Below are 21,561 nucleotides of genomic sequence, written 5' to 3' on the forward strand. Positions count from 1 at the left end.
GTTCATACCGAGATGGGCTCCAGGCGGCCAAGCAGTTCCTGCTTGCGGTCCCGCAGCCACGGCGGCAGTTGGAACTCCTCGCCGAAATGACCCGGCTCCTCGTCGATGGCAAAACCGATGTCGGTCGTGGCGGCCTCGAAGATCACGCCCCCGGGCATCTTGAAATACATCGAGCGAAAGTAGTTGCGGTTGACCGACTCCGAGGTGTCGATGTAGCCCATGCCCATCAGCTTGTCCTTGATCAGCATCTGCTGCTCCTCGCTGTCGACTGCAAAGGCGACATGGTGGATGGTGCCCTCGCCGTAGATCGACGATCCCTGCAGGCGATCCGGTTCGTGAACGAACTCCACGATAGTGCCCGGCGCACCGCTGTGGGTCTCGAAGCGGTGGTACGGGCCTGATTCGCCCGCGTAGCGGAAGTCGATCGCCTCCTGCATGAAGGTGATCGACTCGGCAACCTCCCGCAGCGACAGCGTGATGCTGTGCACGCCGCGGATGGCGACGGCCTCGGGAATGTCGTCGGCCACGCACGGCGCGCGCCCGTCGCGGTCCGAAGCGACCAGGTCGAACTCGATCCCGCAGGGGTGATGGAAGCGCTGGCGCTGCTCTCCGAAGCGCTCGACCACGTCCTTGTCGAAGGCGACTCCGTGCGCCGCGAAGCGCTCGCGCCAGAACTCCAGCGAACCCTTCGGCACGGAGTAGTTGATGACGCGGATCTGCCCGGAGCCGCGGCGCCCCTTCACGCCCTTCTGCCTGAAGGGGAAAGAGGTGACGAGCGTGCCGGCATCGCCTTGGCGGTTGCCGTAGTAGAGGTGGTAGATCGGGTCCTCGCCGTCCAGCAGAACGGTCTTCTTGACCAGGCTCTGGCCGAGCAGCTTGACGTAGAAATCCACGTCCTCCTGGGCACCGCTGACGCAGGCGGTCAGGTGATGAAAGCCTTTGATGATCGACATCCGGGTTCCTTGTTGAGTGGTTGGGTGGGGTGAAGCGCTATGCGCCATCAGGCGGCGATGAAGGTGGTGAACTCCTCGACCTCCAGCTTGTGCAGGGCCATGCGGTTCTCCGGCATGCTGTTGTCCGCATACCCGAGCGACATTCCCGCAACGACCATCTCGCCCTCGGGAATTCCGAGCTCGGCGCGAAGCACGGGGTACTGCAGCGACCAGATCTGCTGCGGACAGGTGTCCAGGTCCCGCCCCTTGGCCGCGAGCATGATGTTCTGCAGGAAGCAGCCGTAGCAGATGAAGCTGGCCCACTCCAGGCGCCGGTCCATCGTGAAGATGATCCCGACCGGCGCGTCGAAGAAGAGGAACTGCCGCTCCACGTCTCGCATGCGGCCCGCCTTGTCGCTGCGGTGCACACCCTGCGCGTCGCCGAGTTGGCCGCGGAAGGTGTTGAAGCGCGACGAGTAGGGATCGTGCAGCGGCTGCGGGAAGAAGGGGTACTCGGGGGCGAGCTTCTCGGGCCCGGCGCGGAACGCCTCGACGGCGGCCCGCGTCACGCGTTCGCGTGCCTCGCCCGTGACCACGTAGCAGCGCCACGGTTGCGTATTGCTCGAACTGGGGGCGTACTTCGCGACGGACAGGATGTCCCTCACTGTCGCAAGAGGTACGGGGCGATCGAGAAAGCCGCGCTTGGTGCGGCGCTCGCAAATGAGTTCGTCGATGAGCGAGTTCATTGAAGTGTCTCCATCCGTGGGTGGTGGTGGTCGTGAGCGGGTGCGTTGACCAGGCGAGCAGATCGTATGAACCGCGAGCGTGCTTGAGAAGCCGGCGCGGCTTGCACGCAAGGTTGCGGATTCCTGGACGATGGGTGATTCGTGGCGCCGCGGCGTTATGCTCGCCGCGATTCCCCCCGACACGCCACACCGATGCTCGATCTCAAGGACGTCTACTACTTCGTGCAGGTCGTCGACCGCGGCGGCTTCACCTCGGCCGGCCAGGCGCTGCGGTTGCCCAAATCGACACTGAGCCATCGCGTGCAGGAACTCGAGGCATCGCTGGGCGTGCGGCTGCTCAACCGGACCTCGCGCCAGTTCGGGACGACCGACGTCGGCAAGGAGTTCTACCAGTACGCCGTCGCGATGCTGCGCAGCTCCGACATCGCCGAAGAGGCCATTCGACAGCGTCTCGGCGAACCCAGCGGGGTCATCCGCATCACCACCGCGGTGGAGATCGCGCAGTTCGCATTGCGGGACCTCCTGCCGGTCTTCCTCAACCGACACCCCAAGGTCCAGATCGTCGAGATCGCAACCGACAGGCTGGTCGACATCGTGGGCGAGGGCTTCGACCTGGCCATTCGCGGGCATACGACGCCGCTGCAGAACTCGACACTCGTGCAGCGCGCCATCGCGAGCGTGCCGTGGTACCTGTTCGCCAGCCCGGCCTATCTTGCGAAGATGAAGGAGCCTCGAAGCCCGGAAGACCTTCTGCACCACGCGAGCATCTCCATCGTGCGAAACGGCCCGGTGCAGTGGCAACTCAAGGGCCCCGGCGGCAAGGAATTCGTGGTTGCCATGGCCCCGCGGTTCCAGAGCAACAGCATGGTGTCCCTCAAGGAGGCCGCCTGCGCAGGGCTCGGCATCGCGGCATTGCCAGGCTATATCTGCCGCAGTGAGCTCGAGGCGGGATCGCTTCGGCAGATCCTGTCCGGCTGGATCGCGGCCGATGCACGCATTGCGGCACTCATTCCCTACCGCACCGGACTGCTGCCTGCGGTGCGATCGCTGGTGGACTTCCTGGCGGTCGAGATCCCGAAGGTCACCAGCTTCGCAGGCCACTGAAGCCCGCCGCGGCGATCGTCCAGAACCCTGGACGCAGAGTCCTTGCCTGGGTGGTTCCAGCAAGGCCGCATCGGCCCTATCGTCGCGGTCCACCGACTCCATCGGATCAGGACTGCCGACATGAACCATCTGAACTGCCTGCCGCAAGACGCGGTGTTCTGGGGCAAGAACACGCTGGCCGCCGCGCTCCCGCGCATCGGGGACTACGGCATCGAACGGCCGATCGTCTTCACGGTCGAACCGCTCGAAGCGCTGGCTCGCGACCATGTCGAGCCGCACCTGAAGGGCACTGCCGGCTACTTCGTCGACCTCCCCGCGCACGTCCCCGATGTGGCAGTGCACGCGGCGCTCGAGGCCTGCCTGCACTCGAATGCGCGCGCCATCGTGGGACTCGGCGGTGGCTCGGTGCTCGACGCCGCCAAGGCGGTCTCCCACCTGCATCACGGCCGGACCGGCAGGCATCTGCCGATCGTCGCGCTGCCGACGACGCTCTCGGGCTCGGAGTTCTCGCACTACTTCGGTATCACCGAGACCGACGGGCCGCGGAAATTCAAGCGCAGCTACGCGGTGCGCGAGACCACGCCGAAGGTGGTGCTCATCGATCCGCTGCTGGTGCGCGGCACACCGCGGACGTTGCTGCTGTCTTCCGCCATCAAGGGCATCGACCATGCCGTCGAGGGAATGCGCAAGGTGATGCGCAGCCATCCGCACGCGATCATGGCCGCCAGCGGCGTGGATCGCTTCCTCCGGGTGCTCGAGAAGTGGCCCGCCAAGCTCGAGACCCGCCAAGCCATCGAGGCAGGACTCGTGAGCGACGACGACCTGCTGCAACTCCAGCTCGGCGCCTGGCAGTGCTATTTCTCGCCGGCCTCGGTGATCTACGGACTGAGCCACCGCATCGGCCACATCTTGGGAGGCAGCTTCGGTCTGCCGCACAGCGCGACCTCGTGCATCACGCTCGCTCCCGTCATCCAGGCATGCGCAGGCTTCTACGGCGACAAGCTCGAAGCGCTGTCTCCCGGCGGGCCCGGCGCGGCGGCGCGGCTGGCCGGGCGCATCGCTGCCGTCGTCGCGGCGCTCGGGCTGCCGAGCCGCGTGTCCGACTTCGACCTCGACCGTGCAAAGCTGCCGGAAGTGGCCGCGATGCTCAAGGCCAACTATCCCCAAGAGGTCGCGGATCTCGGCGACGACGCACTCGCGCGCCTCGATCCGCTGCTGGAGAGCCTGTGGTGAGTCTGCATTCACCGCGGGCCGCGCCATCGCTGCGGCAATCGCTGGACGATCTCGACGCTGGCCGGATCAGTGCAAGCGAGCTCGTGCGGGACACGCTGCGGCGGGCCGACGACACGCAGCGCAGGCTGAATGCCTTTGCCACCATCCCGCGCGAGCGGGCGATGGCGGCGGCGCTCGCCAGCGATCGCCGCTACGCCGAAGGCACGCAACGTCCGCTCGAAGGCCTGCCCATCGGCGTCAAGGACCTGATCGACACCCGAGGGATCGAGACGCGCTACGGTTCGCCCGCCTTCATCGGCAACATCCCTTCCGCCGACGCCGCCGTCGTGCGCATGCTCGTGCAACAGGGCGCCATCGTGGTCGGCAAGACGACCACGCACGAATTCGCCTGGGGAGTCACTACGGCGAGCGCTGCCTTCGGCGATACCCTCCACCCGCTGGACGCGCGCCGCATTCCGGGCGGCTCGAGCGGCGGTGCGGCCGTGGCCATCGCCGACGGCGTGATGGCTGCCGGGCTTGGCACGGACACCGGCGGCTCGGTGCGCATTCCGGCCGCGCTCTGCGGCGTGGCCGGATTCAAGCCGACCCATGGTGCGCTGCCGACGCAGGGCGTGTTTCCACTGGCCGCCAGCCTTGATCATCCCGGCCTTCTGGGGGCAAGCGTCGGCGACGTGAGCATTCTTGCCGATGCGCTGGGCATCGTCGGCAGCAGCGGCGCAGCGGACGAACTCGATGATGCCCGGGTCGGCGTGATCTGCGGCATCGCTTCGCTGCCTCCCGCTTCGGACGTCGCATGCGCATTCGCCGTCGCGGCGGATGCGCTGGCGTCGGCCCTCCCTCTGGAGGAGTTGAACGCGGGGGATCTCTTCAGCGGCAGCTTCGACGCCTTCGCGCGCATCGTGCTGGCCGAAGGCGGACTCGTCCACTTCGGGAGAAGAGACTCCGATTGGATTGCCGCGCACTACGGCGCGGAAACGGTCGAACGGCTCACTCATGCCAGGGCGACGCGAGTGGAAGATTACGCGTTGGCGCAACAGGCGCGGCGAAAGTTCGCCGCCGGCCTCCAGCGCCTCATGGCCAGGCACCGCTTCCTCGTGCTGCCCGCCACGCCATGCACCGCACCGCTCGTCGGCCAGACAAGGCTGGCGATCGGAGGCTGGACCGGCAGCGTGCGCGAAGCCCTGATGACCTATACGGCGCCCTTCAACCTCGCAGGCTGCCCCGCCGTTTCCATCCCGCTGCGCAGGCGTCCCGGCGCGCTCCCCGTCGGGCTGCAGGTCGTGGGCCGCCCCGGCGAGGACGCCGCACTGCTGCGGATCGCACGGCGGATGGAGCGACTGCTGCATCCGCCACATCGGTCTGCCTGCCTGCCATGCCAGACCGATCGTGAATGGTCGACCTGCCCGCCACACAGAGAAGGAGAAATGTGATGACGCCCCCGTTGATGACGATGGCCGCTTCCGCCCGCGCCGCCATCCAGGACCCAGGCCGCACCACGGTCGTGGGTGACAGCGCGAACCCGCGCTTCGAACTGTTCCACGCCGCGAGCTCCCTCTGCTCGCAGAAGGTGCGCACGGTGCTGCACGAGAAGGCACTGCCCTATCGTTCCAACGACATGCTCATCCTCAGTACGATGGGACCGCACGGCCTGGTACCGGCCGAGCACTACAGCACGGCCTACATCCGCCTGCGGCTGCTCGCAGCGCGCGAGCTGGATCTGGAATTCGTGAGCGGCTACAGCGGCCGCACCTCGGTCGAAACGGAAGGCTTCGACCCTTGCGTGGTGCCGTTGCTGGTGGACTACCAGGCAGGTCGAGTGGTGGCGGATTCGCGGCGGATCTGCTGCTATCTCGATGCGGTCTCGAGCGCGCCGGTCCGGCTCGTGCCGGACGATCCCGAGGCACGCACAGAGGTGATGCGCCAGGTCGGCATCGTCGACAGGATTCCGAACGGGGCGCTGCTCTACGGGTTCCACCCCGACGCCGACCGGCGGCCCGATCCACTCAAGTCGTCCATGGAGACGGTCTATGACTACAAGATCATGGCGCTGGAGCGCTTGATTGCCACCCATGCCGACGACGCCGAGCTGGTTGCCGCCTGCCGCGCCAAGATCGCGAAGGAGAGCGGCGGCAAGAAGGTGTGCCGCGACCCTGCTTTTCAACGTGCGGCTCGCCAAACGGCGGACGATCTCCTGAAGGGCCTGGAGCGAGACCTCGGGGCGAAGTCGTTCTCCTGCCTGTCCGGCAACGCCTTCTCGCTCGCCGACGTGCTGTGGGGTGTCAATCTTGTCCGCCTGAACTATCTGGGACTGTCCTCGATGTGGGCAGGACTTCCCCATGTCGAGCGCTATTTCGAGATGCTCGCCGAGCGGCCGTCCCTCTGCAAGGAGGCGATCCAGGCCTCCATCCGATCGATGCCGCACTCTGCATACATGGATGGCGTCGCGCACTGTGCCGCCACGGCCGCGGCCTGAAGTCCTCTGCACCACGTGAATACAACCAGGAGCACGAAATGAGCAACAGCCCCCAGAACGTCGAGAGGCCCGAAGCGCTGCGCACGGCGGCCGGCCAGACGCCCTACAGCGCATGGATCCAGACCGACGTGCTTCACTCGCTGCAGCGCACGGTCAGCGACCATCCGGGCGAGCACGCGTGGATCGTGCACGTGCAGGTGTCCGAGCTCTACTGGATGCTCATCATCAAGGAGATCCAGACGGCGCAGACCTGCCTGCGCGCGGACAATCTCGCCCAGGCCCACCGGACCTTGCTGCGGGTGGTTGCCCATCAGGAACCCCTGGATGCGATCTGGCGCTCCATTGCCTGGATGACGCCCAACGACCTGCTGGCCATTCTCTCGCGCGCGGCCGCGACGCATGGCAAGGACACGGCGCTGCAGGGATGGACCTATCGGCACATGGCCTATCTGCTGGGCATCAAGCAGGCGGAACATCTGCAGCACTTCGCTCCCCAGCCTCAGCGCCTGGCTCAGCTCACCAAGGCACTGGCCGAGCCGAGCCTCTACGACGATGTGCTGGCCTGCTTCGCACGCATCGGCATGGATGTGCCGCGTGCCTGGCTGGAGCGTGACCTGAGCGCACGCTACAGCCCCAGCAAGGAGGTCGAGCAGGTCTGGCGCAACATCTATGCGGACCCGGACACTCACATCGAACTGCAGCAGCTCGGCGAGACACTTGCCGACATCGCAGAGGGCTTTACGCACTGGAAGTATCGCCACCTGATGGCAACGCGCCGGACCTTTGGCGCCAGGCCGGCGTACTTCGGCACCGAGGGCATCGCATGGCTGGCGCCCACGATGGACGAGATCCCGTTCCCCGAGCTATGGTCGGCTCGCACCTTCATCGGCGATCCGCAGCCTCGCCCGCCGGCCGTGTGCCCGCACATGTCCAAGCGATGACCCGACGGCCCCACACGAAGTGATTTTTCATTCCGGCTGCGCCTCCAGCGCCGCCGCGCGGGTCCGGCCCCGCTCGCTGTGCAGCATGTACAGCCCCGATCCGACGAGCAGCGTGATCCCCACCCAAGCCCACCCGGTGGGGACCTCATTCCATATCGCGTAGCCCAGCAGCATGGCGAAGAGAACCGCCGTGTAGCGGAAGGGCGCCGTGAGCGAGACCTCGCCGGTGCGCATGCATTGCACCAGCAGGAAATAGCCCGATGCCAGGAAGGCGGCCGCGACGCCCAGCAAACCCAGGTCGCGCAGCGCGAATGCCTGCCAGCCGCTCAGCAAAGTCAGGCAGCCGGCCAGCAAGGTGACGGCCAGTGCCGTGGCAAGGGTGATGATGACGGACGGGATGGCTGGATCGATACGCCGTGTCATCAGGTCGCGCATGGCGTGGAACAGCGTGCCGGCCAGGCACAGCAGCGCCCATGCGTTGAAGCCTTCCCCGCTGGGCTGCACCACGCAGAGCACGCCCACGAAACCCAACACCACCGCTGACCAGCGCGCCACGCCGGCGCGCTCGCCCAGGAAGAACACCGCGAACACGGTCATGAAGAGCGGCGCAGCGAGGTTGATGGCCGTGGCGTTGCCGATCGGCAATCGGAACAGCGACAGCAGGTACATCATGGTCGCGCAGGCATCGACCGCGCCCCGAAGCGCCACCTGGGGATTCAGCACCGCACTCGCGTGGCCCAGCGCGCCCAGGCGGTGGGCGACCAGCAGCACCAGCGCCGAGGCCATGACCCCGCGCACGAAGATCAGCTGCGCCGAAGGCATGGATTGACTGACGTGCTTGACCAGCGCGTCGTTGAGCACGAAGCAGCCCATGGCACCGATCATCATGGCGATGGCGCGCCCGTTGACGCGGGGCGAGGATCGGGAGGACGAGAGCTGCGGCGTCATGAGAAGGCTGGGACGTATCGAGGCATGCGCGAGGACCATGCCGCCCCCGATCATGCCAAGCTTGTGCATTCCCGCTTGCCGCGCAGTCGGCATGGCCGCCGACCTCGAAAAAAGGCCCGCACGAGGCGGGCCTGAAGGGGTTGGTCCTTGATGCCCACCCGGGAGAAACCGAAACGAAGATTAGTAGGATGCTTCCTACAAAGCAAGTCCGGAGAAAGTTCGCTTTCCTGCGTGTTACGCACTTTCGGAACGACCAAGATCCAGCCGCGGCCCCGCTGCCCTGCCGTTCTCGACTTCCAGGACGAAGCGCACCTGCCGGCCTTCTACAAAGAGCTGGAGCTTGAGACCCGCCGTGACTTCATCGCAGGCCAGCTCGGCGCCCTTCCACTTCGCCGCTGCGTCGCGGGCCGACAATGAAGCCATCTCGACGGTCAAGCCGTGGCCCACGGCCTCGGAACGCAGCCCGAGCGCATTGCGGCCTTCGCTGCGTCCCACCATGTGCGCTTGCAGGCCCGGCACGGCAAAGCGACCATCGCCGAGTTGCACTTCGCCCGACAAAGCGGTGCGGCCCAGCAACAGGCGGGCCTGCTCCGTCAGTCCCTGGCCGTGGCCGCGGCGACCCTGGCGCAGCATCGACTCCGCGAAGGCCTGCAGCCGCAGCGTGCCGCGCTCGGAGACCCAGGGGCTCAGCAAGGCGCCGCGGCGCTCGAACTCCACGCCCGCGAGCGGCGCCGACGCGAACTGGTACAGGTAGCTGCGCCCGTTCGGCGCATCGACATAGAGGCCCAGCCGGCTCACGCCCATGCGCGAGTCGGGCCCCACGTGCTCGACGGTCGCGTCGCTGAAGTCGATTTGCCCGTGCCGTATCGGCACCGTCACCTCGGCGTCGAACAGCAGGTGGGCGTCGGTGATCTCCCCGCGGATGACGCCCTCGGCCTCGCCGAGCGGGCCGAGGGACCAGGCATCCGCTGCGGCCTGGCCCGCCGTGATGCCGGCAGGCGGTGACCCTGGCAGGGCGTTCCACACCTCCTGGAGCTGCGGCGACAAGCCCAAGGGGCCGTGCAGCTTCACTCCCGATAACTCGACCCCTGCGGCCCCGAGGGCAGACAGGCGCGGCACGCCGGCCTCGATCCGCACCTGGCCCGCCAGTTCGTGCACGGCAATGCGGCCGATCTCCAGCACGAGCGCACCCGACGCAAGCCGAAGCGCTGCGGCCTCGAGTTTGCGGATTCCGATATCGATCACGCCCTCCTGCCTGGATTCCCATGTGACGCCGTCGAGCGAGCAGCGATTGGGAGTCCCCTTGTCGGAAGGACCGAGCTCCAGGCCGAGCACGAGATCGAGGAGGGAAGCCGCGAGTCGGAGGGTCATGCGGCTTTGTACCGCATGAAGCGGAACCAGCGGTGCCGCCGGCCACCAAGAAAGAAATGCGCTGCTTCCTACATGGGTACGACCCGTTCGCCCGTAGGTTGCAGTTGTGGAACCTGCAGCGCGCTTGCAGTCCTGAGCCTTCGCCAATCCATGCTGAACAATAGGAGCCTCGCCATGGTCCAGCCGCCGTATTCCGCGCCATCCACGTTTTCTGCGGCCAATTACCACGACCATACGCATGAAGAAGGCTCGCCCGCCGATGCCGGGCAGGTCGAGAAGCGTGCGGACGCGGCACTGGGCGCCGCTCTGCGCACCGGCCTGATCGCGGGCGCGATGGCCAGCGTGGTGTCCACCGTCGCGCTGGCCCTGGCCGGGCGGCGAGAGACCGGCAGCGCTGTGGCTCCGACCAACGCGATCAGCCACTGGCTCTGGGGCGGCGAGGCCCTGGCGGTCGACCGGCCGACGCTGCGCCATACGGCGGTCGGGTATGCGATCCACCACCTCAGTTCCACCTTCTGGGCCGTGCTCTATGCGTGGCTGCACGGCAATCGCCAGGACGCGCAGACGGTGCCCAAGGCGATGGCGGGCGCCACGGTCGCCTCCGCCTTGGCCTGCTTGGTCGACTACAAGGCCACACCCAAACGGCTCACGCCGGGATTCGAGCATCGTTTGTCCACCGGCGCCATGGCGCTGGTGTACGGCGCCTTCGCCGTCGGCCTGGCGGCCGGATGCCTGGCCGCCAACAGACGCAGCTCGCCGTGAGAATCGTGATCGCAGGCGCTGGCGGCTTTCTGGGCGGGACGCTGGCCGCCGAGTTCGCGCGCCGCGGTCATGAACTGCTGTGCACGGCACGCAATCCTGTTGCAGCCGCGCGCGGCGCGGGCTGGCTCCAGGCGCGCACGCGTTGGCTTGCAGTCGATTTCGATGCCATCCCGCCGCCTTCGTTCTGGCTTGCCCATCTGCTGCCTGGCGACGTGGTGATCAATGCGGCCGGCGTGCTGCGAGAAGGCCGCCCGGGCGCCTTCGCGGCCGTGCATCTCGAGGGGCCCGCGCGCCTGTTCGACGCCTGCGCAGCCGCTGGCGTGGCCTTCGTCGTGCAGATCTCGGCACTCGGCGCGACCGAGGAGGCCGCCACCGGCTACCACCGCAGCAAGGCCGCCGCGGATGCCTATCTGCGCGGCCTTCCGCTGGCCTCGGCCATCGTGCAGCCTTCGCTCGTATGGGGCGACGAAGGCGCGAGCGCGCGGCTCTTCGCGGCGCTTGCCGTACTGCCGGTGCTGGCGCTTCCGGGCGGCGGCCGGCAAGCCGTGCAGCCCGTGCACATCGAGGATCTGGTCGCGGGCGTGGCCGCCCTGGTAGCGCAGCGCCCCTCGGGCACCCGCACGCTGGCCTTCGTCGGCCCTTGCGCACTGGCCTTCAACGACTACCTGCACGAACTGCGCTCGCAGCTCGGGCAAGGGCGCCGGCAGCTCGTCGTCCCGCTGCCGGAGAGCATCTTTCTCCACATGGCGAAGCTCGCCGGGCACTGGCGCCAGAGCTTTCTCGACGGCGACACCGCGCGCATGCTGCTGGCCGGCAACGTGGCAGCGCCCGACGAGTTCGCCGCCCTGCTCGGCCGCCCGCCGCGCGCACCCGGGCACTTCGTCGCGCCCGCGCAGGCCGAGGCCATGCGCCGAGCATCCTGGCTGGCGTGGATGCTCCCGGCGCTGCGTCTTGCAATCGCCTTTGTCTGGATCTGGACCTTCATCGTCTCCATCGGCTTGTACCCGCGCGACCAAAGCCTCGATTTGCTGGCACGCGTCGGAATCGAGGGTGGCTGGGCGCAACTCGCCCTCGTCGGCGCAGCCTTCTTCGACCTGGCGCTCGGCATCGCCACCCTGCTGGTGGGTGCGCGTGGCCGCGCGCGATGGCTGTGGCCGTCGCAGTTGGCGCTGATCGCCTTCTACACGGCCGCCATCAGCATCGCAATGCCGGAGTTCTGGCTGCACCCCTTTGGGCCCTTGTCGAAGAACCTGCCCATGTGCGCAGCCATTCTCCTGCTCTGGGCGCTGGACAGCGGGCGCGGGGCTGCCCGCCGCTGAACAACGAACGCGGGCCCATGGAATATCTCTTCGTCAAATGGCTGCACGTGATCTCGTCGACCGTGCTCTTCGGGACCGGCGTCGGCTCCGCCTTCTATCTTCTCGCGACCACGCTCTCGCGCGATGTGCGCGCGGTGGCCGTGGTGGCGCGGATGGTGGTGCGCGCCGACTGGCTCTTCACGGCAACCACCGCCGTTCTGCAACCGCTGACCGGCTTCTGGCTGATGCATCTGGCCGGACTGCCGCTGCAAACGCCCTGGGTCAAGGCGTCGATCGTCTGCTATGTGCTCGCGATGCTCTGTTGGCTGCCTGTGGTGTGGCTGCAGATGCGGCTGCGCGATCTCGCCTCGGAAGCGGCGAGCCGTGGCCAGGCGCTGCCCGCGCGTTACTGGAGATTGTTCAGGTGGTGGGCCGTCCTCGGCGTGCCGGCCTTCTTCCTTTTCCTGGCCCTGTTCTGGCTCATGATTGCGAAGCCGGCCGGGACCGCGTGAGATGGGGAAGCAGCGGCAGCAGAGCGGCTGCCGGTACTTGGGCTACTGCTCGGGCCGGCTCCAGAGCCAGATCGCCACCAGGCCCATGACCAGGGGAACGCCGATCTTCACTCCGACCGGCACCGACGTGGCGAGCAACGCCACCGAACTGATGAGCATCATCAGGCTCGCGGCCCACTTCGCCCGCCGTGGTACTGCCCCTGCAGTGCGCCATTGGCGGATGAACCCGCCGTAGGTCGGGTGGTCGAGAAGCCACTGCTCCAGTGCCGGCCAGCCCCGTGCAGCCGCCCAGGCAGCCGCCAGAAGAAAGGGCACCGTCGGCACAATGGGGAGAAGCACCCCCACCATGCCGAGAACGAGAAGAACAATGGCCAGCAGACGCCAGAGCAGCCGCACGGCTCGAGCCCGCAGCATCAGCAAAAAGGCTGCCTGGCGTCAACAGCCGGGAGTTGCGAAAGTGGCATGGCCCTATGGTAGACGGGAAGGCGAGGCGGCGACCGGAGCGATCAAACGGCCCTCCTTCGAATTCGCCGTCTCAGGATCGAATCAGGCTTCCCAACGCCAATTCAAGATCTCCGGCATGTCCTCTCCGCGGGACGTGATCCATGCCCGGTGCGCCAGGAGACGATCGCGCAGGTGCTGCTTGACATGACCCGCGGCCGCCCGGACACGCGGCACGCGGTCGATGGCATCAGCGGCGAGGTGGAAGCGGTCAAGCCTGTTCAGCACGGTCATGTCGAACGGGGTCGTGGTCGTGCCTTCCTCCCGGTAGCCATGGACGTGGAAGTTGGCGTGGTTGGTGCGCCTGTACGTCAGCCGATGAATGAGCCACGGGTAGCCGTGGAAGGCGAAGACCACCGGCTTGTCCTCGGTGAAGATCGAATCGAACTCCGCATCCGCCAGTCCATGAGGGTGTTCCGACGGCGACTGCAAGCTCATCAAGTCGACCACATTGACCACGCGCACCTTCAGGTCGGGCAACTCCCGCCGGAGCAGATCGACCGCAGCGAGCGTTTCCAGCGTCGCCACGTCGCCGGCACAGGCCATGACCACATCGGGTGCCAGGCCTTCGTCGTTGCTGGCCCAGGTCCATATCCCCATCCCGACGCTGCAGTGCCGCACGGCGGACTCCATGTCGAGCCACTGGAACTCAGGTTGCTTTCCGGCCACGATCACGTTGACATAGCCGCGGCTTCGCAAGCAGTGATCGGTCACCGAGAGCAGCGTGTTGGCATCGGGCGGCAGGTAGATGCGCACCACTTCGGCCTTCTTGCTGGCCACGTGATCGATGAAGCCCGGATCCTGATGGCTGAAGCCATTGTGGTCCTGTCGCCAGACGTGGCTGGTCAGCAGATAGTTCAATGATGCGATCGGCCTGCGCCACGGAATGCCGCTGGACACCTTCAGCCATTTCGCATGCTGGTTGAACATCGAGTCGATGATGTGAATGAAGGCTTCGTAGCACGAGAACAGGCCGTGCCGCCCGGAAAGCAGATAGCCTTCCAGCCACCCTTGGCACAGCTGTTCGCTGAGCACTTCCATCACGCGCCCGTCCGGCGCGACGTGGTCGTCGCCCGGGAGGATCTCGGCCGTCGAGGTCCGCTTGCTGACCTCGAAGACCGCGCCCAGGCGGTTCGAGGTGGTTTCGTCGGGTGCCATCATCCGGAAATTGCAGTCTGCGGCATTGAGCCGCATGACGTCGCGCAAGAACTCGCCGGTAACCCGTGTGGCTTCCGCCTTCACCGCTCCCGGCGCGGGGACGGCCACTGCGTAGTCGCAGAATTCCGGCATCCGCAGATCCTTGAGAAGCAGACCGCCGTTGGCGTGCGGATTGGCGCTCATGCGACGCGCCCCGCGGGGAGCGAGATCGGCAATGTCCGCACGCAATGCACCGCCTTCGTCGAAGAGCTCCTCCGGGCGGTAGCTGCGCATCCAGTCCTCGAGCAGCCCGACATGGGAAGGGTTCTCGACGAACCCGTTCAAAGGCACCTGGTGCGCGCGTTGCGTCCCCTCGATCGGCACTCCATCCACGGTCTTGGGACCTGTCCAGCCCTTGGGGGAGCGCAGGACGATCATCGGCCAGTGCCGGCGTCGGCTGAAGCCATCCTCGCGGGCTTCCACCTGTATGGCGTTGATCACATCGAGCGCCGTGTCGAGTGCGGCGGCCATCGCCCGGTGCATTGCATCCGGCTCGTGCCCCGAAACAAAATGAGGCTCGTAGCCGTAGCCGCGCATCAGCTGGGTCAACTCCTCGTCGCTGATGCGTGCAAGGACCGTCGGGCCGGCGATCTTGTAGCCGTTGAGATGCAGGATCGGCAGCACGGCGCCGTCGTGTGCCGGGTTCAGGAACTTGTTCGAATGCCAACTGGCGGCCAGTGCGCCGGTCTCCGCTTCGCCGTCACCCACCACGCAGCAGGCCAGCAGGTCCGGGTTGTCGAAGACGGCACCGTAGGCGTGCAGCAGGGAATAGCCGAGTTCGCCGCCCTCGTGGATCGAGCCTGGCGTTTCGGCCCCGACGTGACTCGAGACGCCACCCGGAAAGGAAAACTGCTTGCAAAGTCGTTGGATCCCCTGTGCGTCCTGCCCTACGTTGGGATAGACCTCGCTGTAGGTACCTTCCAGCCACGCGTTGGCCACGACGCCCGGGCCGCCATGACCGGGTCCCGCAATGAAGATCGCATCCAGGTCGCGCGCCCTGATCGCGCGATTCATGTGCGCGTAGATGAAGTTCAAGCCCGGCGTCGTGCCCCAGTGGCCCAGCAGGCGCGGCTTGATGTGCTCCAGCGCGAGCGGCACACGCAGCAGCGGGTTGTCCATCAGGTAGATCTGGCCTACGGACAGGTAGTTCGCGGCCCGCCACCATGCATCAAGGAGGGAAAGATCGTCTGCCGCAGAGCGGCTGGTCGGGTGGGTCATTCGGGCCTCGTGAGTTGCTCGCGTGATGTTCATGCCCAGACCATGGCGCAGGCTTGCGGCAGATCAAGCCGCGGCGCTCCAGCGCCCGTCAACTGGCCGCGCCCAACCCGATCGGTGCGGGCACCGCATTGACGATGCGGGTGAAAAGCGCACGGTAGTCCGCCTCGGGCTCGCATCCGGTCAACGGGTCCTGGTTGGCGCGGAAGGCCGCATCGAGGTCGGCCCAATCGTCGTCGGTGAGCACCCGTTCGGCCAACGGCAGGATCTCCCTTTCTTCCATCGCCATGTGGGCAAGATAGAAATCCACATAGCGCTCTGCAGCCTGCTCGAAGGCCTGCCGCCGCGGCTCGCCGATCATCTCGAAGCCGAGCAAGGCATGCTCGACTTCGCGGATCTTTCGCTCGCCACGCGCGTGGTCGTCGTCCAGGCGATCGAGCAGTTCCCGCGAAAGCGGCGTCCGCGCACGCAGCTTCGGGAACAGCAACTCCGTCTCCTTGCGGTGGTGCCGCTTCTCGGGAAACTCGTCGACGTAGAACAACATCGCCCTCAACGCGCCGAAGTCGGGCAGCGTACCTTGCCGGCGATGCTGCGCCAGGAGCAACAGGATGGAGCGCAGCATTGCCGAAAGCGCTGCATGCTCTTCACGGATGATTTTGGTGGTGGTGTGGACCATACAAATTCCAGTTGGTGGGCTCTAGCCTCCCATGGCGGCCGCGGCGCGGCTTTGCTGCAGATCAAATGATCGTCACGTCGCCCGCACAAGGTCGCTGCCCATGATCCAATGCCCGCAGATGGCAAAGCGAAGCGCTGGATTGCTCATGTACCGCCGCAAGGGCGGTGTGCTCGAGGTGCTGCTGGTGCACCCCGGCGGTCCGTACTGGGCACGGCGCGACGAGGGAGCATGGTCGTTTCCGAAGGGCGAGTACGACAGCGGCCTCGAGGATGCCCTCGATGCAGCCAAACGAGAATTCACCGAAGAGACCGGTTTTGCGCCGGGAACACGGCATCTGAGCCTGGGAGAGGCTCGCCAGCGCGGCGGCAAGCTCGTGTCGGCCTGGGCCTTCGAGGGCGACTGCGATCCCGAGGCGCTCGTGTCGAACACGTTCGAGCTGGAATGGCCGCCGCGGTCGGGCACGCTCAGGACGTTCGCAGAAGCAGACCGCGGTGCCTGGTTCGCGACGGCATCAGCACGCAGGAGCATCCTTCCTGGGCTGGTCGTCTTCATCGACCGGCTCGAAGCGCTCAGGCCTTGAGGCCGCCTGGCGACGGAGCCGGCCACGAGTTCTTCAACGATCCGCACAGTGCGGCCCCATGACCACAGATCGAAGGGTTCGCTTGAGCCAGATCAATATGCAGCGCACCATCATTCCGATACTGGCCGTCTCACCTGCACTGAAGGAGCGTGTCATGTATCAGCGGATTCTTGTTCCCATCGACGGCAGTCCGACATCGAGGCACGGGCTCGAAGAGGCCATTCGCGTGGCCAAGCTCACGCAAGGGCGGCTGCGTCTCTTCCATGTCATCGACGAGCTCTCCTTCGCCCTCGCCATGGACGCCTACTCGGGGTACGCCGGCGACTGGCTGAACATTCTTCGTGAAAACGGCAGGCGCCTCCTCGACGATGCGACGGCCAGCGCCCGGGCGGCCGGCATCGAAGCCGACGCGGTGTTGTCCGACAGCTTTACGGGCGCGGTTCACGAACTGGTCAACGCCGAAGCCGCCAAGTGGCCCGCGGACCTGATCGTCCTGGGCACTCACGGGCGCCGCGGTGTCGGTCGGGTCGTCATGGGCAGCAGTGCGGAGCACATCCTGCGCTATGCAAACGTGCCGGTGCTCCTGGTGCGCGCGCCGGAGGTCGACTCGACCGCCGAGCCGGTCGAGTCGACGAAGACGGTGAGCTTGCCGACGGGCGCCCTGGCCTTCGAGTGACCGGCCGCACGCCGTCGCGGCCTCGCGCCGGGATCAGAGGGGGAGCGCAAGCCAGCGGGCGCTCAGCACAGCCAGATTCACCGGCGCGTCCGTGGCAACGTCGAGCGTGAGGGCGCATTCGGCCGGATCCAGGGGCTCCTGGGTTGCAAGCTGCCGCTCCAGTACGTCCAGGGTCGCCTCGGAGGCATCGCGTCCCTGGGCATCGCGCGCCGCCACCCGCCTGCGCAGCACCGCTTCGCCCGCGCGGCAACGAAGAATCGAGAAGGGCACGCGCAACTCCGCCGCCAGGGCCCGGAATGCCAGCCGCTCGTCGCGGCGCAGGAAGGCGGCGTCGACGATCACCGGGTAGCCGGCCTGCAGGGCTGTGCGCGCGCACTCGGCCAGGCGCGCGAAAGTGCGTTGAGTCGCGTCCTGCGTGTAGATCTCCGCGTGCTGGTCGACGGACCGCTGGTGCGCAGCCAATCCGAAGAGGCGTTTGCGCTCGACATCCGACCGGATGCGGATTGCGCCCGCGGCCGCCAGCAGCGCCGCGGCCATGGTCGACTTTCCGGAGCCCGAGAGGCCGTGCGTGAGCATCAGGCGCGGTGCGGTGCTCGACGTCTGCGCTAGTCGTGTTGCGCAGGCGAGGTAGTCCGGCTCGACGGTCTGCCCAAGCCCGGCGCCTGCATGCACACGCAGGCGAGCCACCCATGCGCGCACCAGTGCCCTGTACACCTCGTAGAAGCGCAACACCGGCACGCCGGCGTAGTCGCCGCTGTGCTGCAGGTACGCGTCGAGAAAGCGGAACGCGAGATCCCTGCGGCCGTGCGCCTGCAGGTCCATCGTCAGGAAGGCGACGTCGCTCATCACGTCGATCCAGCGCAGAGCGGGATCGAACTCGATGCAGTCGAAGGCGGTCAGATGGTCGTCGATCAGCACCACGTTGGCCAGGTGAAGGTCGCCATGGCACTCGCGCACCGCGCCGTTGCGCTGCCTCGCGAACCAGGCCGTGCGCAACGCCTTCCCTTGCTCGAATATCCAGGCCTGCAGGCTTCTCGTGCGCTGCGCGCCAGCATCGGTGCGCAGACGTGCCAATGCATCGACTGCTGGACGACCCACCTGGTCCGGCGCACCGAACTCGGACGCAGGCGCGGCAATCTGCGCCTGCGCGTGGAACGCAGCCAACCGCTGTCCGAACTGTTCAAGATGCCTGTCCTCCAGCCGCCCGGCCTCAAGCAGGCTTTGCAGCAAGTCATCCTCGGGAAAACGCCGCATGCAGACGGCGAAGTCGATGGGATCGCCTTCTCCTATGCGCGGAGCCCGGGTCGTGCCGCACACGGCCACCACGCCGAGGTAGAGCGAAGGGGCGAGCCGCCGATTGAGGCGCACCTCCTCTTCGCAGAAGTGCTTGCGTAGCGGGAGCGTGCTGAAGTCGACGAAACCCAGGGAGACGGGCTTCTTCAGCTTGTAGGCCAGCTGCGAGGTCAGCAGCACCCACGAGATGTGGGTCTCCACCAGAGAGACCGCTTCGCCCGTGTCCGACTGCAGGCGCTCACGCAAGGCCGTTACCAGCGTGCGGTCCGCTGCGACGGCAGTTGAATCTGGCGCGGTCATTCCAATAGTGTGCATCCGATTTCCCTCGTCCCGGGCGCAGGATCTGCAAAGAGGGATGCCCAGCCGACGCGCGCCCTCGGCGGACGGCACCGGGCGCTACTAGGCAGCCGGCTCCTGGTGCGTGCCCGCCTCTGCCGGCCGGAGGCGGCGTGCCGACCGGCGCAACCACTTTTCCGTTTCGACGATGGCAAACACCACGACCGCGGATGCCAGACATATCGCCAATTCGCCGACCGCCAGTGCTTCGGTGCGAAACACCTTCTGCAAAGGCGGAACATAGATCACCGCGAGCTGGAGCGCGAAGGTCGACAACACCGCACCGGCCATCGGCAGGTTGCTGCGCAATCCTTGCGTGAAGAGCGATTCGCTCTCCGAGCGGATGGCCAGCACGTATCCCATCTGCGAAAGCGTGAGCACCGTGAACACCATCGTTTGCCAATGCATGCCTGTCTTCAAGGCCCAGGCCTGCACGCCAAGGCACAGGGCCGCGATCAGGAGCCCGACCCACAGCGTGTGCTGCCAGATTCCTCCTGCGAACAGGCTCTCGCCTGGCGGGCGCGGGGGCCGCCGCATCACGCCTCGTTCGGCGGGTTCTGCCGCAAACGCCAGGCCGGGCAATCCATCGGTGACCAGATTGATCCAGAGGATATGCAGCGGCAGCAGTGGAATCGGCATGCCCATGAGCGGCGCGAGAAGCAAGGTCCAGATCTCCGCGGAGTTCCCGGTGATGGCGTAGCGGATGAACTTCCGGATGTTGTCGAAGATGCGCCTTCCCTCGCGGACGGCAGCCACGATGCTGGCGAAGTTGTCGTCGAGGAGCACCAGGCTCGCCGCCTCGCGTGCCACGTCGGTACCGCCCAGCCCCATGGCAACGCCGATGTCAGCCTGCTTGAGCGCGGGTGCGTCGTTGACGCCATCGCCCGTCATCGCAACGAACTGGCCTTGCGCCTGAAGCGCCTGCACGATGCGTATCTTCTGGGCCGGATCGACCCGTGCATACACATGCACGTCGCCGGCCAGGCGTCGCAGCGCAGGCTCGTCCAGCTCGGCGAGCTGCACGCCGGTCAGCACGGGCGAGTTGGCGTCGGCAATGCCGAGCTCGCGCGCAATGGCCAGCGCAGTCGCCGGATGATCGCCAGTGATCATCACTGGCGTGATGCCCGCGCTGCGGCAATCCGAGACGGCTGCCTTGACCTCGGGACGCGGCGGGTCCGCCAGACCCACGAGGCCGAGCAGGACCAGGTCGGCCTCGACGGCCTCCGCAGGTTGTCCGGCGGGGTCCGTCCCGAACGAGCGCCGGGCCACGGCGAGGACGCGCAAGCCCTGCTCGGCCATCGCTGCCGCCGCGCCCAAGGCTTGTGCGACATCGAGCGCGGCCTCCTGCTGTCCGCGGGCCACGCGCGTGCAGCGCGGCACCAGCGCTTCGGGAGCGCCCTTGGTGAAGACGACCCAGTCGCTGCCATCCCGATGCAAGGTGCTCATCCGCTTTCGCTCGGAATCGAAAGGCCATTCATGAAGCCGCACATGCGCCGCGCGGATGGCCTGGGGGTCCATGCCGCTTCTCATGGCCGCATCGACGAGCGCCGTCTCGGTCGGGTCGCCCACCCACGCGCCGTTGGCGTCCGGACTCGCGTCGTTGCACAGCAGCGCTGCGGTCCACAACGGTTGCGGTGTCCCGCCGCCGGGGTATTCGACGGCCTGCACTTGCATGCGGTTCTGGGTCAGCGTGCCGGTCTTGTCGGAGCAGATCACGCTGACCGACCCCAGCGTCTCCACCGAGGGCAGCCGACGGACGAGGGCGTTCACCTTCACCATGCGTCGGGCGCCGAGCGCCAGAAGGACCGTAACGACCGCGGGCAGCGCCTCCGGAATCGCAGCCACCGCAAGGCTGACGGCCGTGAGAGCCATCAGCAGCACCGGCTCGCCCCGCACCACCCCGATGGTGAAGACCAGCCCGCAGATGAACAGGACCACGAGGGAGAGCCGCCGGCCGAAGTCGGCAAGGCGCAGCTGGAGTGGCGTGCTCCGCGCGCCGGTGTCACGCAGCAAGCCGGCGATGCGGCCCAGTTCCGTGCGCTGGCCGGTGGCGACCACCAGTCCTTCGGCGCGACCATGCGTGACCACCGTTCCCTTGAAGGCCATGTTCAGCCGATCGCCGAGCGGATGTTCACCTTCGCGGAGGTGCGCGGTGCTCTTCTCCACCGTGACGGACTCTCCCGTCAACGTCGACTCGTCCACGCGCAGCTGGGCCACCTTGTGCAGGCGCAGATCGGCGGGGACAAGGTTGCCCGCCTCGAGCAGCACCACGTCGCCGGGCACCAGGTGCGAGGTGTCGATGGTCAGCGCGAGACCATCGCGCCGAACGGTCGTGCGCGCGGCGGCCAGGCGCTTCAATGCATCGAGCGCGCGCTCTGCGCGCCACTCCTGGGTGAGCCCGATCGCGGCGTTGAGCAGCACGATGGCCGCGATCGCCACCGTGTCCGCAAGATCTCCGATGACTCCGGACAGCAGCGCAGCCGAGATCAGGACCAGCACCATGAAATCGCGGAACTGATCGACGATGCGCCGGATCACGCCGCGCGGAGCTGCCTCGGGCAGCCGGTTCTCGCCGTGAATGTCCCGCCGCCGCTGCGCCTGCTCGGCCGTCAGGCCAATCCGCGGATTCACCTCCAGGCGCGCGGCGAGGGCATCCGCAGACTGCAGGTGCGCGTCGTCGATCGCAGGGTCTTGATCAGGCCTCATCGCACCGGCCGGTGAATCTCATGCCGCGGCGACGAACTCCGATGCACGGCCTGCCGAGGTC

19 protein-coding genes are annotated in these 21,561 nt (G+C 67.0%); 10 read left to right on the forward strand and 9 right to left on the reverse strand.

What is annotated here, in order from left to right; all coding sequences use genetic code 11:
- Positions 1 to 2 precede the first annotated feature (2 nt).
- Together APY03_RS13710 and APY03_RS13715 are read right to left on the reverse strand one after the other, a co-directional pair.
- Entirely contained in the window at positions 3 to 953 is a 951-nt protein-coding gene (locus APY03_RS13710; protein ID WP_068677704.1) for a ring-cleaving dioxygenase, read from the reverse strand.
- A gap of 47 nt (positions 954 to 1,000) precedes the next feature.
- A complete protein-coding gene (locus APY03_RS13715) occupies positions 1,001 to 1,678 on the reverse strand; it encodes a nitroreductase (RefSeq protein WP_068677707.1) in 678 nt (225 codons plus the stop codon).
- A gap of 192 nt (positions 1,679 to 1,870) precedes the next feature.
- On the opposite strand from APY03_RS13715, the gene APY03_RS13720 reads away from it, so the two are divergent.
- The 5 genes from APY03_RS13720 (at position 1,871) to APY03_RS13740 (ending at position 7,429) form a co-directional block, all read left to right on the forward strand.
- Positions 1,871 to 2,782: a LysR substrate-binding domain-containing protein gene (locus tag APY03_RS13720; protein WP_068677709.1), complete on the forward strand. Its 912-nt coding sequence runs from the start codon at positions 1,871 to 1,873 to the stop codon at positions 2,780 to 2,782.
- A 120-nt stretch (positions 2,783 to 2,902) separates the two neighbouring features.
- A complete protein-coding gene (locus tag APY03_RS13725) occupies positions 2,903 to 4,015 on the forward strand; it encodes an iron-containing alcohol dehydrogenase (RefSeq protein ID WP_068677711.1) in 1,113 nt (370 codons plus the stop codon).
- A gap of 83 nt (positions 4,016 to 4,098) precedes the next feature.
- A complete protein-coding gene (locus APY03_RS13730) occupies positions 4,099 to 5,445 on the forward strand; it encodes an amidase (protein WP_232324252.1) in 1,347 nt (448 codons plus the stop codon).
- Positions 5,445 to 6,488, forward strand: a complete 1,044-nt coding sequence (locus tag APY03_RS13735; RefSeq protein ID WP_068677715.1) for a glutathione S-transferase family protein — start codon at positions 5,445 to 5,447, stop codon at positions 6,486 to 6,488. The genes APY03_RS13730 and APY03_RS13735 overlap by 1 nt, the downstream gene beginning before the upstream one ends.
- A 38-nt stretch (positions 6,489 to 6,526) precedes the next feature.
- Positions 6,527 to 7,429 carry a tryptophan 2,3-dioxygenase gene (locus tag APY03_RS13740; RefSeq protein ID WP_068677717.1) on the forward strand — a complete coding sequence of 301 codons (903 nt, stop codon included), beginning with the start codon at positions 6,527 to 6,529 and terminating at the stop codon, positions 7,427 to 7,429.
- A 27-nt stretch (positions 7,430 to 7,456) separates the two neighbouring features.
- Here APY03_RS13740 and APY03_RS13745 read toward each other — a convergent pair whose 3' ends face one another.
- Positions 7,457 to 8,446, reverse strand: a complete 990-nt coding sequence (locus tag APY03_RS13745) for a DMT family transporter (RefSeq protein ID WP_162487163.1) — start codon at positions 8,444 to 8,446, stop codon at positions 7,457 to 7,459.
- 165 nt (positions 8,447 to 8,611) lie between these two features.
- Positions 8,612 to 9,748: a hypothetical protein gene (locus tag APY03_RS13750; protein WP_068677719.1), complete on the reverse strand. Its 1,137-nt coding sequence runs from the start codon at positions 9,746 to 9,748 to the stop codon at positions 8,612 to 8,614.
- 174 nt (positions 9,749 to 9,922) lie between these two features.
- Between APY03_RS13750 and APY03_RS13755 the strand changes: the two genes are divergently transcribed.
- From APY03_RS13755 to APY03_RS13765, 3 genes are read left to right on the forward strand one after another with little or no spacing between them, the layout of a single operon-like run.
- Entirely contained in the window at positions 9,923 to 10,510 is a 588-nt protein-coding gene (locus APY03_RS13755) for a hypothetical protein (protein WP_232081231.1), read from the forward strand.
- On the forward strand, positions 10,507 to 11,829 hold the full coding sequence (locus APY03_RS13760; protein WP_068677876.1) for an SDR family oxidoreductase: 1,323 nt from the start codon (positions 10,507 to 10,509) through the stop codon (positions 11,827 to 11,829). Before APY03_RS13755 ends, APY03_RS13760 begins: the two co-directional genes overlap by 4 nt.
- Before the next feature lie 17 nt (positions 11,830 to 11,846).
- Positions 11,847 to 12,320 carry a DUF2269 family protein gene (locus APY03_RS13765; RefSeq protein ID WP_068677721.1) on the forward strand — a complete coding sequence of 158 codons (474 nt, stop codon included), beginning with the start codon at positions 11,847 to 11,849 and terminating at the stop codon, positions 12,318 to 12,320.
- Positions 12,321 to 12,362: 42 nt separating this feature from the next.
- Here APY03_RS13765 and APY03_RS13770 read toward each other — a convergent pair whose 3' ends face one another.
- The 3 genes from APY03_RS13770 to APY03_RS13780 form a co-directional block, all read right to left on the reverse strand.
- Positions 12,363 to 12,734 (reverse strand): YbaN family protein, encoded by a 372-nt coding sequence (locus APY03_RS13770; RefSeq protein ID WP_068677877.1) that lies wholly within the window; start codon positions 12,732 to 12,734, stop codon positions 12,363 to 12,365.
- A gap of 132 nt (positions 12,735 to 12,866) precedes the next feature.
- Positions 12,867 to 15,236, reverse strand: coding sequence for a phosphoketolase family protein (locus tag APY03_RS13775; protein ID WP_068677723.1), 2,370 nt, complete (start codon positions 15,234 to 15,236; stop codon positions 12,867 to 12,869).
- Positions 15,237 to 15,324: 88 nt separating this feature from the next.
- The gene (locus tag APY03_RS13780) at positions 15,325 to 15,909 is read right to left on the reverse strand and encodes a hemerythrin domain-containing protein (protein WP_068677725.1); all 585 of its coding nucleotides are present in this window, start codon (positions 15,907 to 15,909) and stop codon (positions 15,325 to 15,327) included.
- Positions 15,910 to 15,940: 31 nt separating this feature from the next.
- On the opposite strand from APY03_RS13780, the gene APY03_RS13785 reads away from it, so the two are divergent.
- The gene (locus tag APY03_RS13785; RefSeq protein WP_232324253.1) at positions 15,941 to 16,489 is read left to right on the forward strand and encodes an NUDIX domain-containing protein; all 549 of its coding nucleotides are present in this window, start codon (positions 15,941 to 15,943) and stop codon (positions 16,487 to 16,489) included.
- A gap of 154 nt (positions 16,490 to 16,643) precedes the next feature.
- Positions 16,644 to 17,165 carry a universal stress protein gene (locus APY03_RS13790; RefSeq protein WP_068677879.1) on the forward strand — a complete coding sequence of 174 codons (522 nt, stop codon included), beginning with the start codon at positions 16,644 to 16,646 and terminating at the stop codon, positions 17,163 to 17,165.
- A 33-nt stretch (positions 17,166 to 17,198) separates the two neighbouring features.
- Here APY03_RS13790 and APY03_RS13795 read toward each other — a convergent pair whose 3' ends face one another.
- Positions 17,199 to 18,773 carry a bifunctional aminoglycoside phosphotransferase/ATP-binding protein gene (locus tag APY03_RS13795; protein ID WP_232324254.1) on the reverse strand — a complete coding sequence of 525 codons (1,575 nt, stop codon included), beginning with the start codon at positions 18,771 to 18,773 and terminating at the stop codon, positions 17,199 to 17,201.
- An 84-nt stretch (positions 18,774 to 18,857) separates the two neighbouring features.
- A complete protein-coding gene (locus tag APY03_RS13800; RefSeq protein WP_068677728.1) occupies positions 18,858 to 21,500 on the reverse strand; it encodes a cation-translocating P-type ATPase in 2,643 nt (880 codons plus the stop codon).
- Positions 21,501 to 21,561: the final 61 nt, after the last annotated feature.

This window comes from Variovorax sp. WDL1, assembly GCF_001541225.1.
GTDB lineage: Bacteria > Pseudomonadota > Gammaproteobacteria > Burkholderiales > Burkholderiaceae_C > Variovorax.

Coding starts and splice junctions, on each gene's coding strand:
- APY03_RS13780 (WP_068677725.1), bottom strand. CDS start 15,909: ATGGTCCACACCACCACCAAAATCATCCGTGAAGAGCATGCAGCGCTT.
- APY03_RS13750 (WP_068677719.1), bottom strand. CDS start 9,748: ATGACCCTCCGACTCGCGGCTTCCCTCCTCGATCTCGTGCTCGGCCTG.
- APY03_RS13790 (WP_068677879.1), top strand. CDS start 16,644: ATGTATCAGCGGATTCTTGTTCCCATCGACGGCAGTCCGACATCGAGG.
- APY03_RS13775 (WP_068677723.1), bottom strand. CDS start 15,236: ATGACCCACCCGACCAGCCGCTCTGCGGCAGACGATCTTTCCCTCCTT.
- APY03_RS13755 (WP_232081231.1), top strand. CDS start 9,923: ATGGTCCAGCCGCCGTATTCCGCGCCATCCACGTTTTCTGCGGCCAAT.
- APY03_RS13785 (WP_232324253.1), top strand. CDS start 15,941: ATGGCGGCCGCGGCGCGGCTTTGCTGCAGATCAAATGATCGTCACGTC.
- APY03_RS13710 (WP_068677704.1), bottom strand. CDS start 953: ATGTCGATCATCAAAGGCTTTCATCACCTGACCGCCTGCGTCAGCGGT.
- APY03_RS13740 (WP_068677717.1), top strand. CDS start 6,527: ATGAGCAACAGCCCCCAGAACGTCGAGAGGCCCGAAGCGCTGCGCACG.
- APY03_RS13715 (WP_068677707.1), bottom strand. CDS start 1,678: ATGAACTCGCTCATCGACGAACTCATTTGCGAGCGCCGCACCAAGCGC.
- APY03_RS13795 (WP_232324254.1), bottom strand. CDS start 18,773: ATGCACACTATTGGAATGACCGCGCCAGATTCAACTGCCGTCGCAGCG.
- APY03_RS13735 (WP_068677715.1), top strand. CDS start 5,445: ATGACGCCCCCGTTGATGACGATGGCCGCTTCCGCCCGCGCCGCCATC.
- APY03_RS13770 (WP_068677877.1), bottom strand. CDS start 12,734: ATGCTGCGGGCTCGAGCCGTGCGGCTGCTCTGGCGTCTGCTGGCCATT.
- APY03_RS13725 (WP_068677711.1), top strand. CDS start 2,903: ATGAACCATCTGAACTGCCTGCCGCAAGACGCGGTGTTCTGGGGCAAG.
- APY03_RS13765 (WP_068677721.1), top strand. CDS start 11,847: ATGGAATATCTCTTCGTCAAATGGCTGCACGTGATCTCGTCGACCGTG.
- APY03_RS13720 (WP_068677709.1), top strand. CDS start 1,871: ATGCTCGATCTCAAGGACGTCTACTACTTCGTGCAGGTCGTCGACCGC.
- APY03_RS13800 (WP_068677728.1), bottom strand. CDS start 21,500: ATGAGGCCTGATCAAGACCCTGCGATCGACGACGCGCACCTGCAGTCT.
- APY03_RS13745 (WP_162487163.1), bottom strand. CDS start 8,446: ATGCACAAGCTTGGCATGATCGGGGGCGGCATGGTCCTCGCGCATGCC.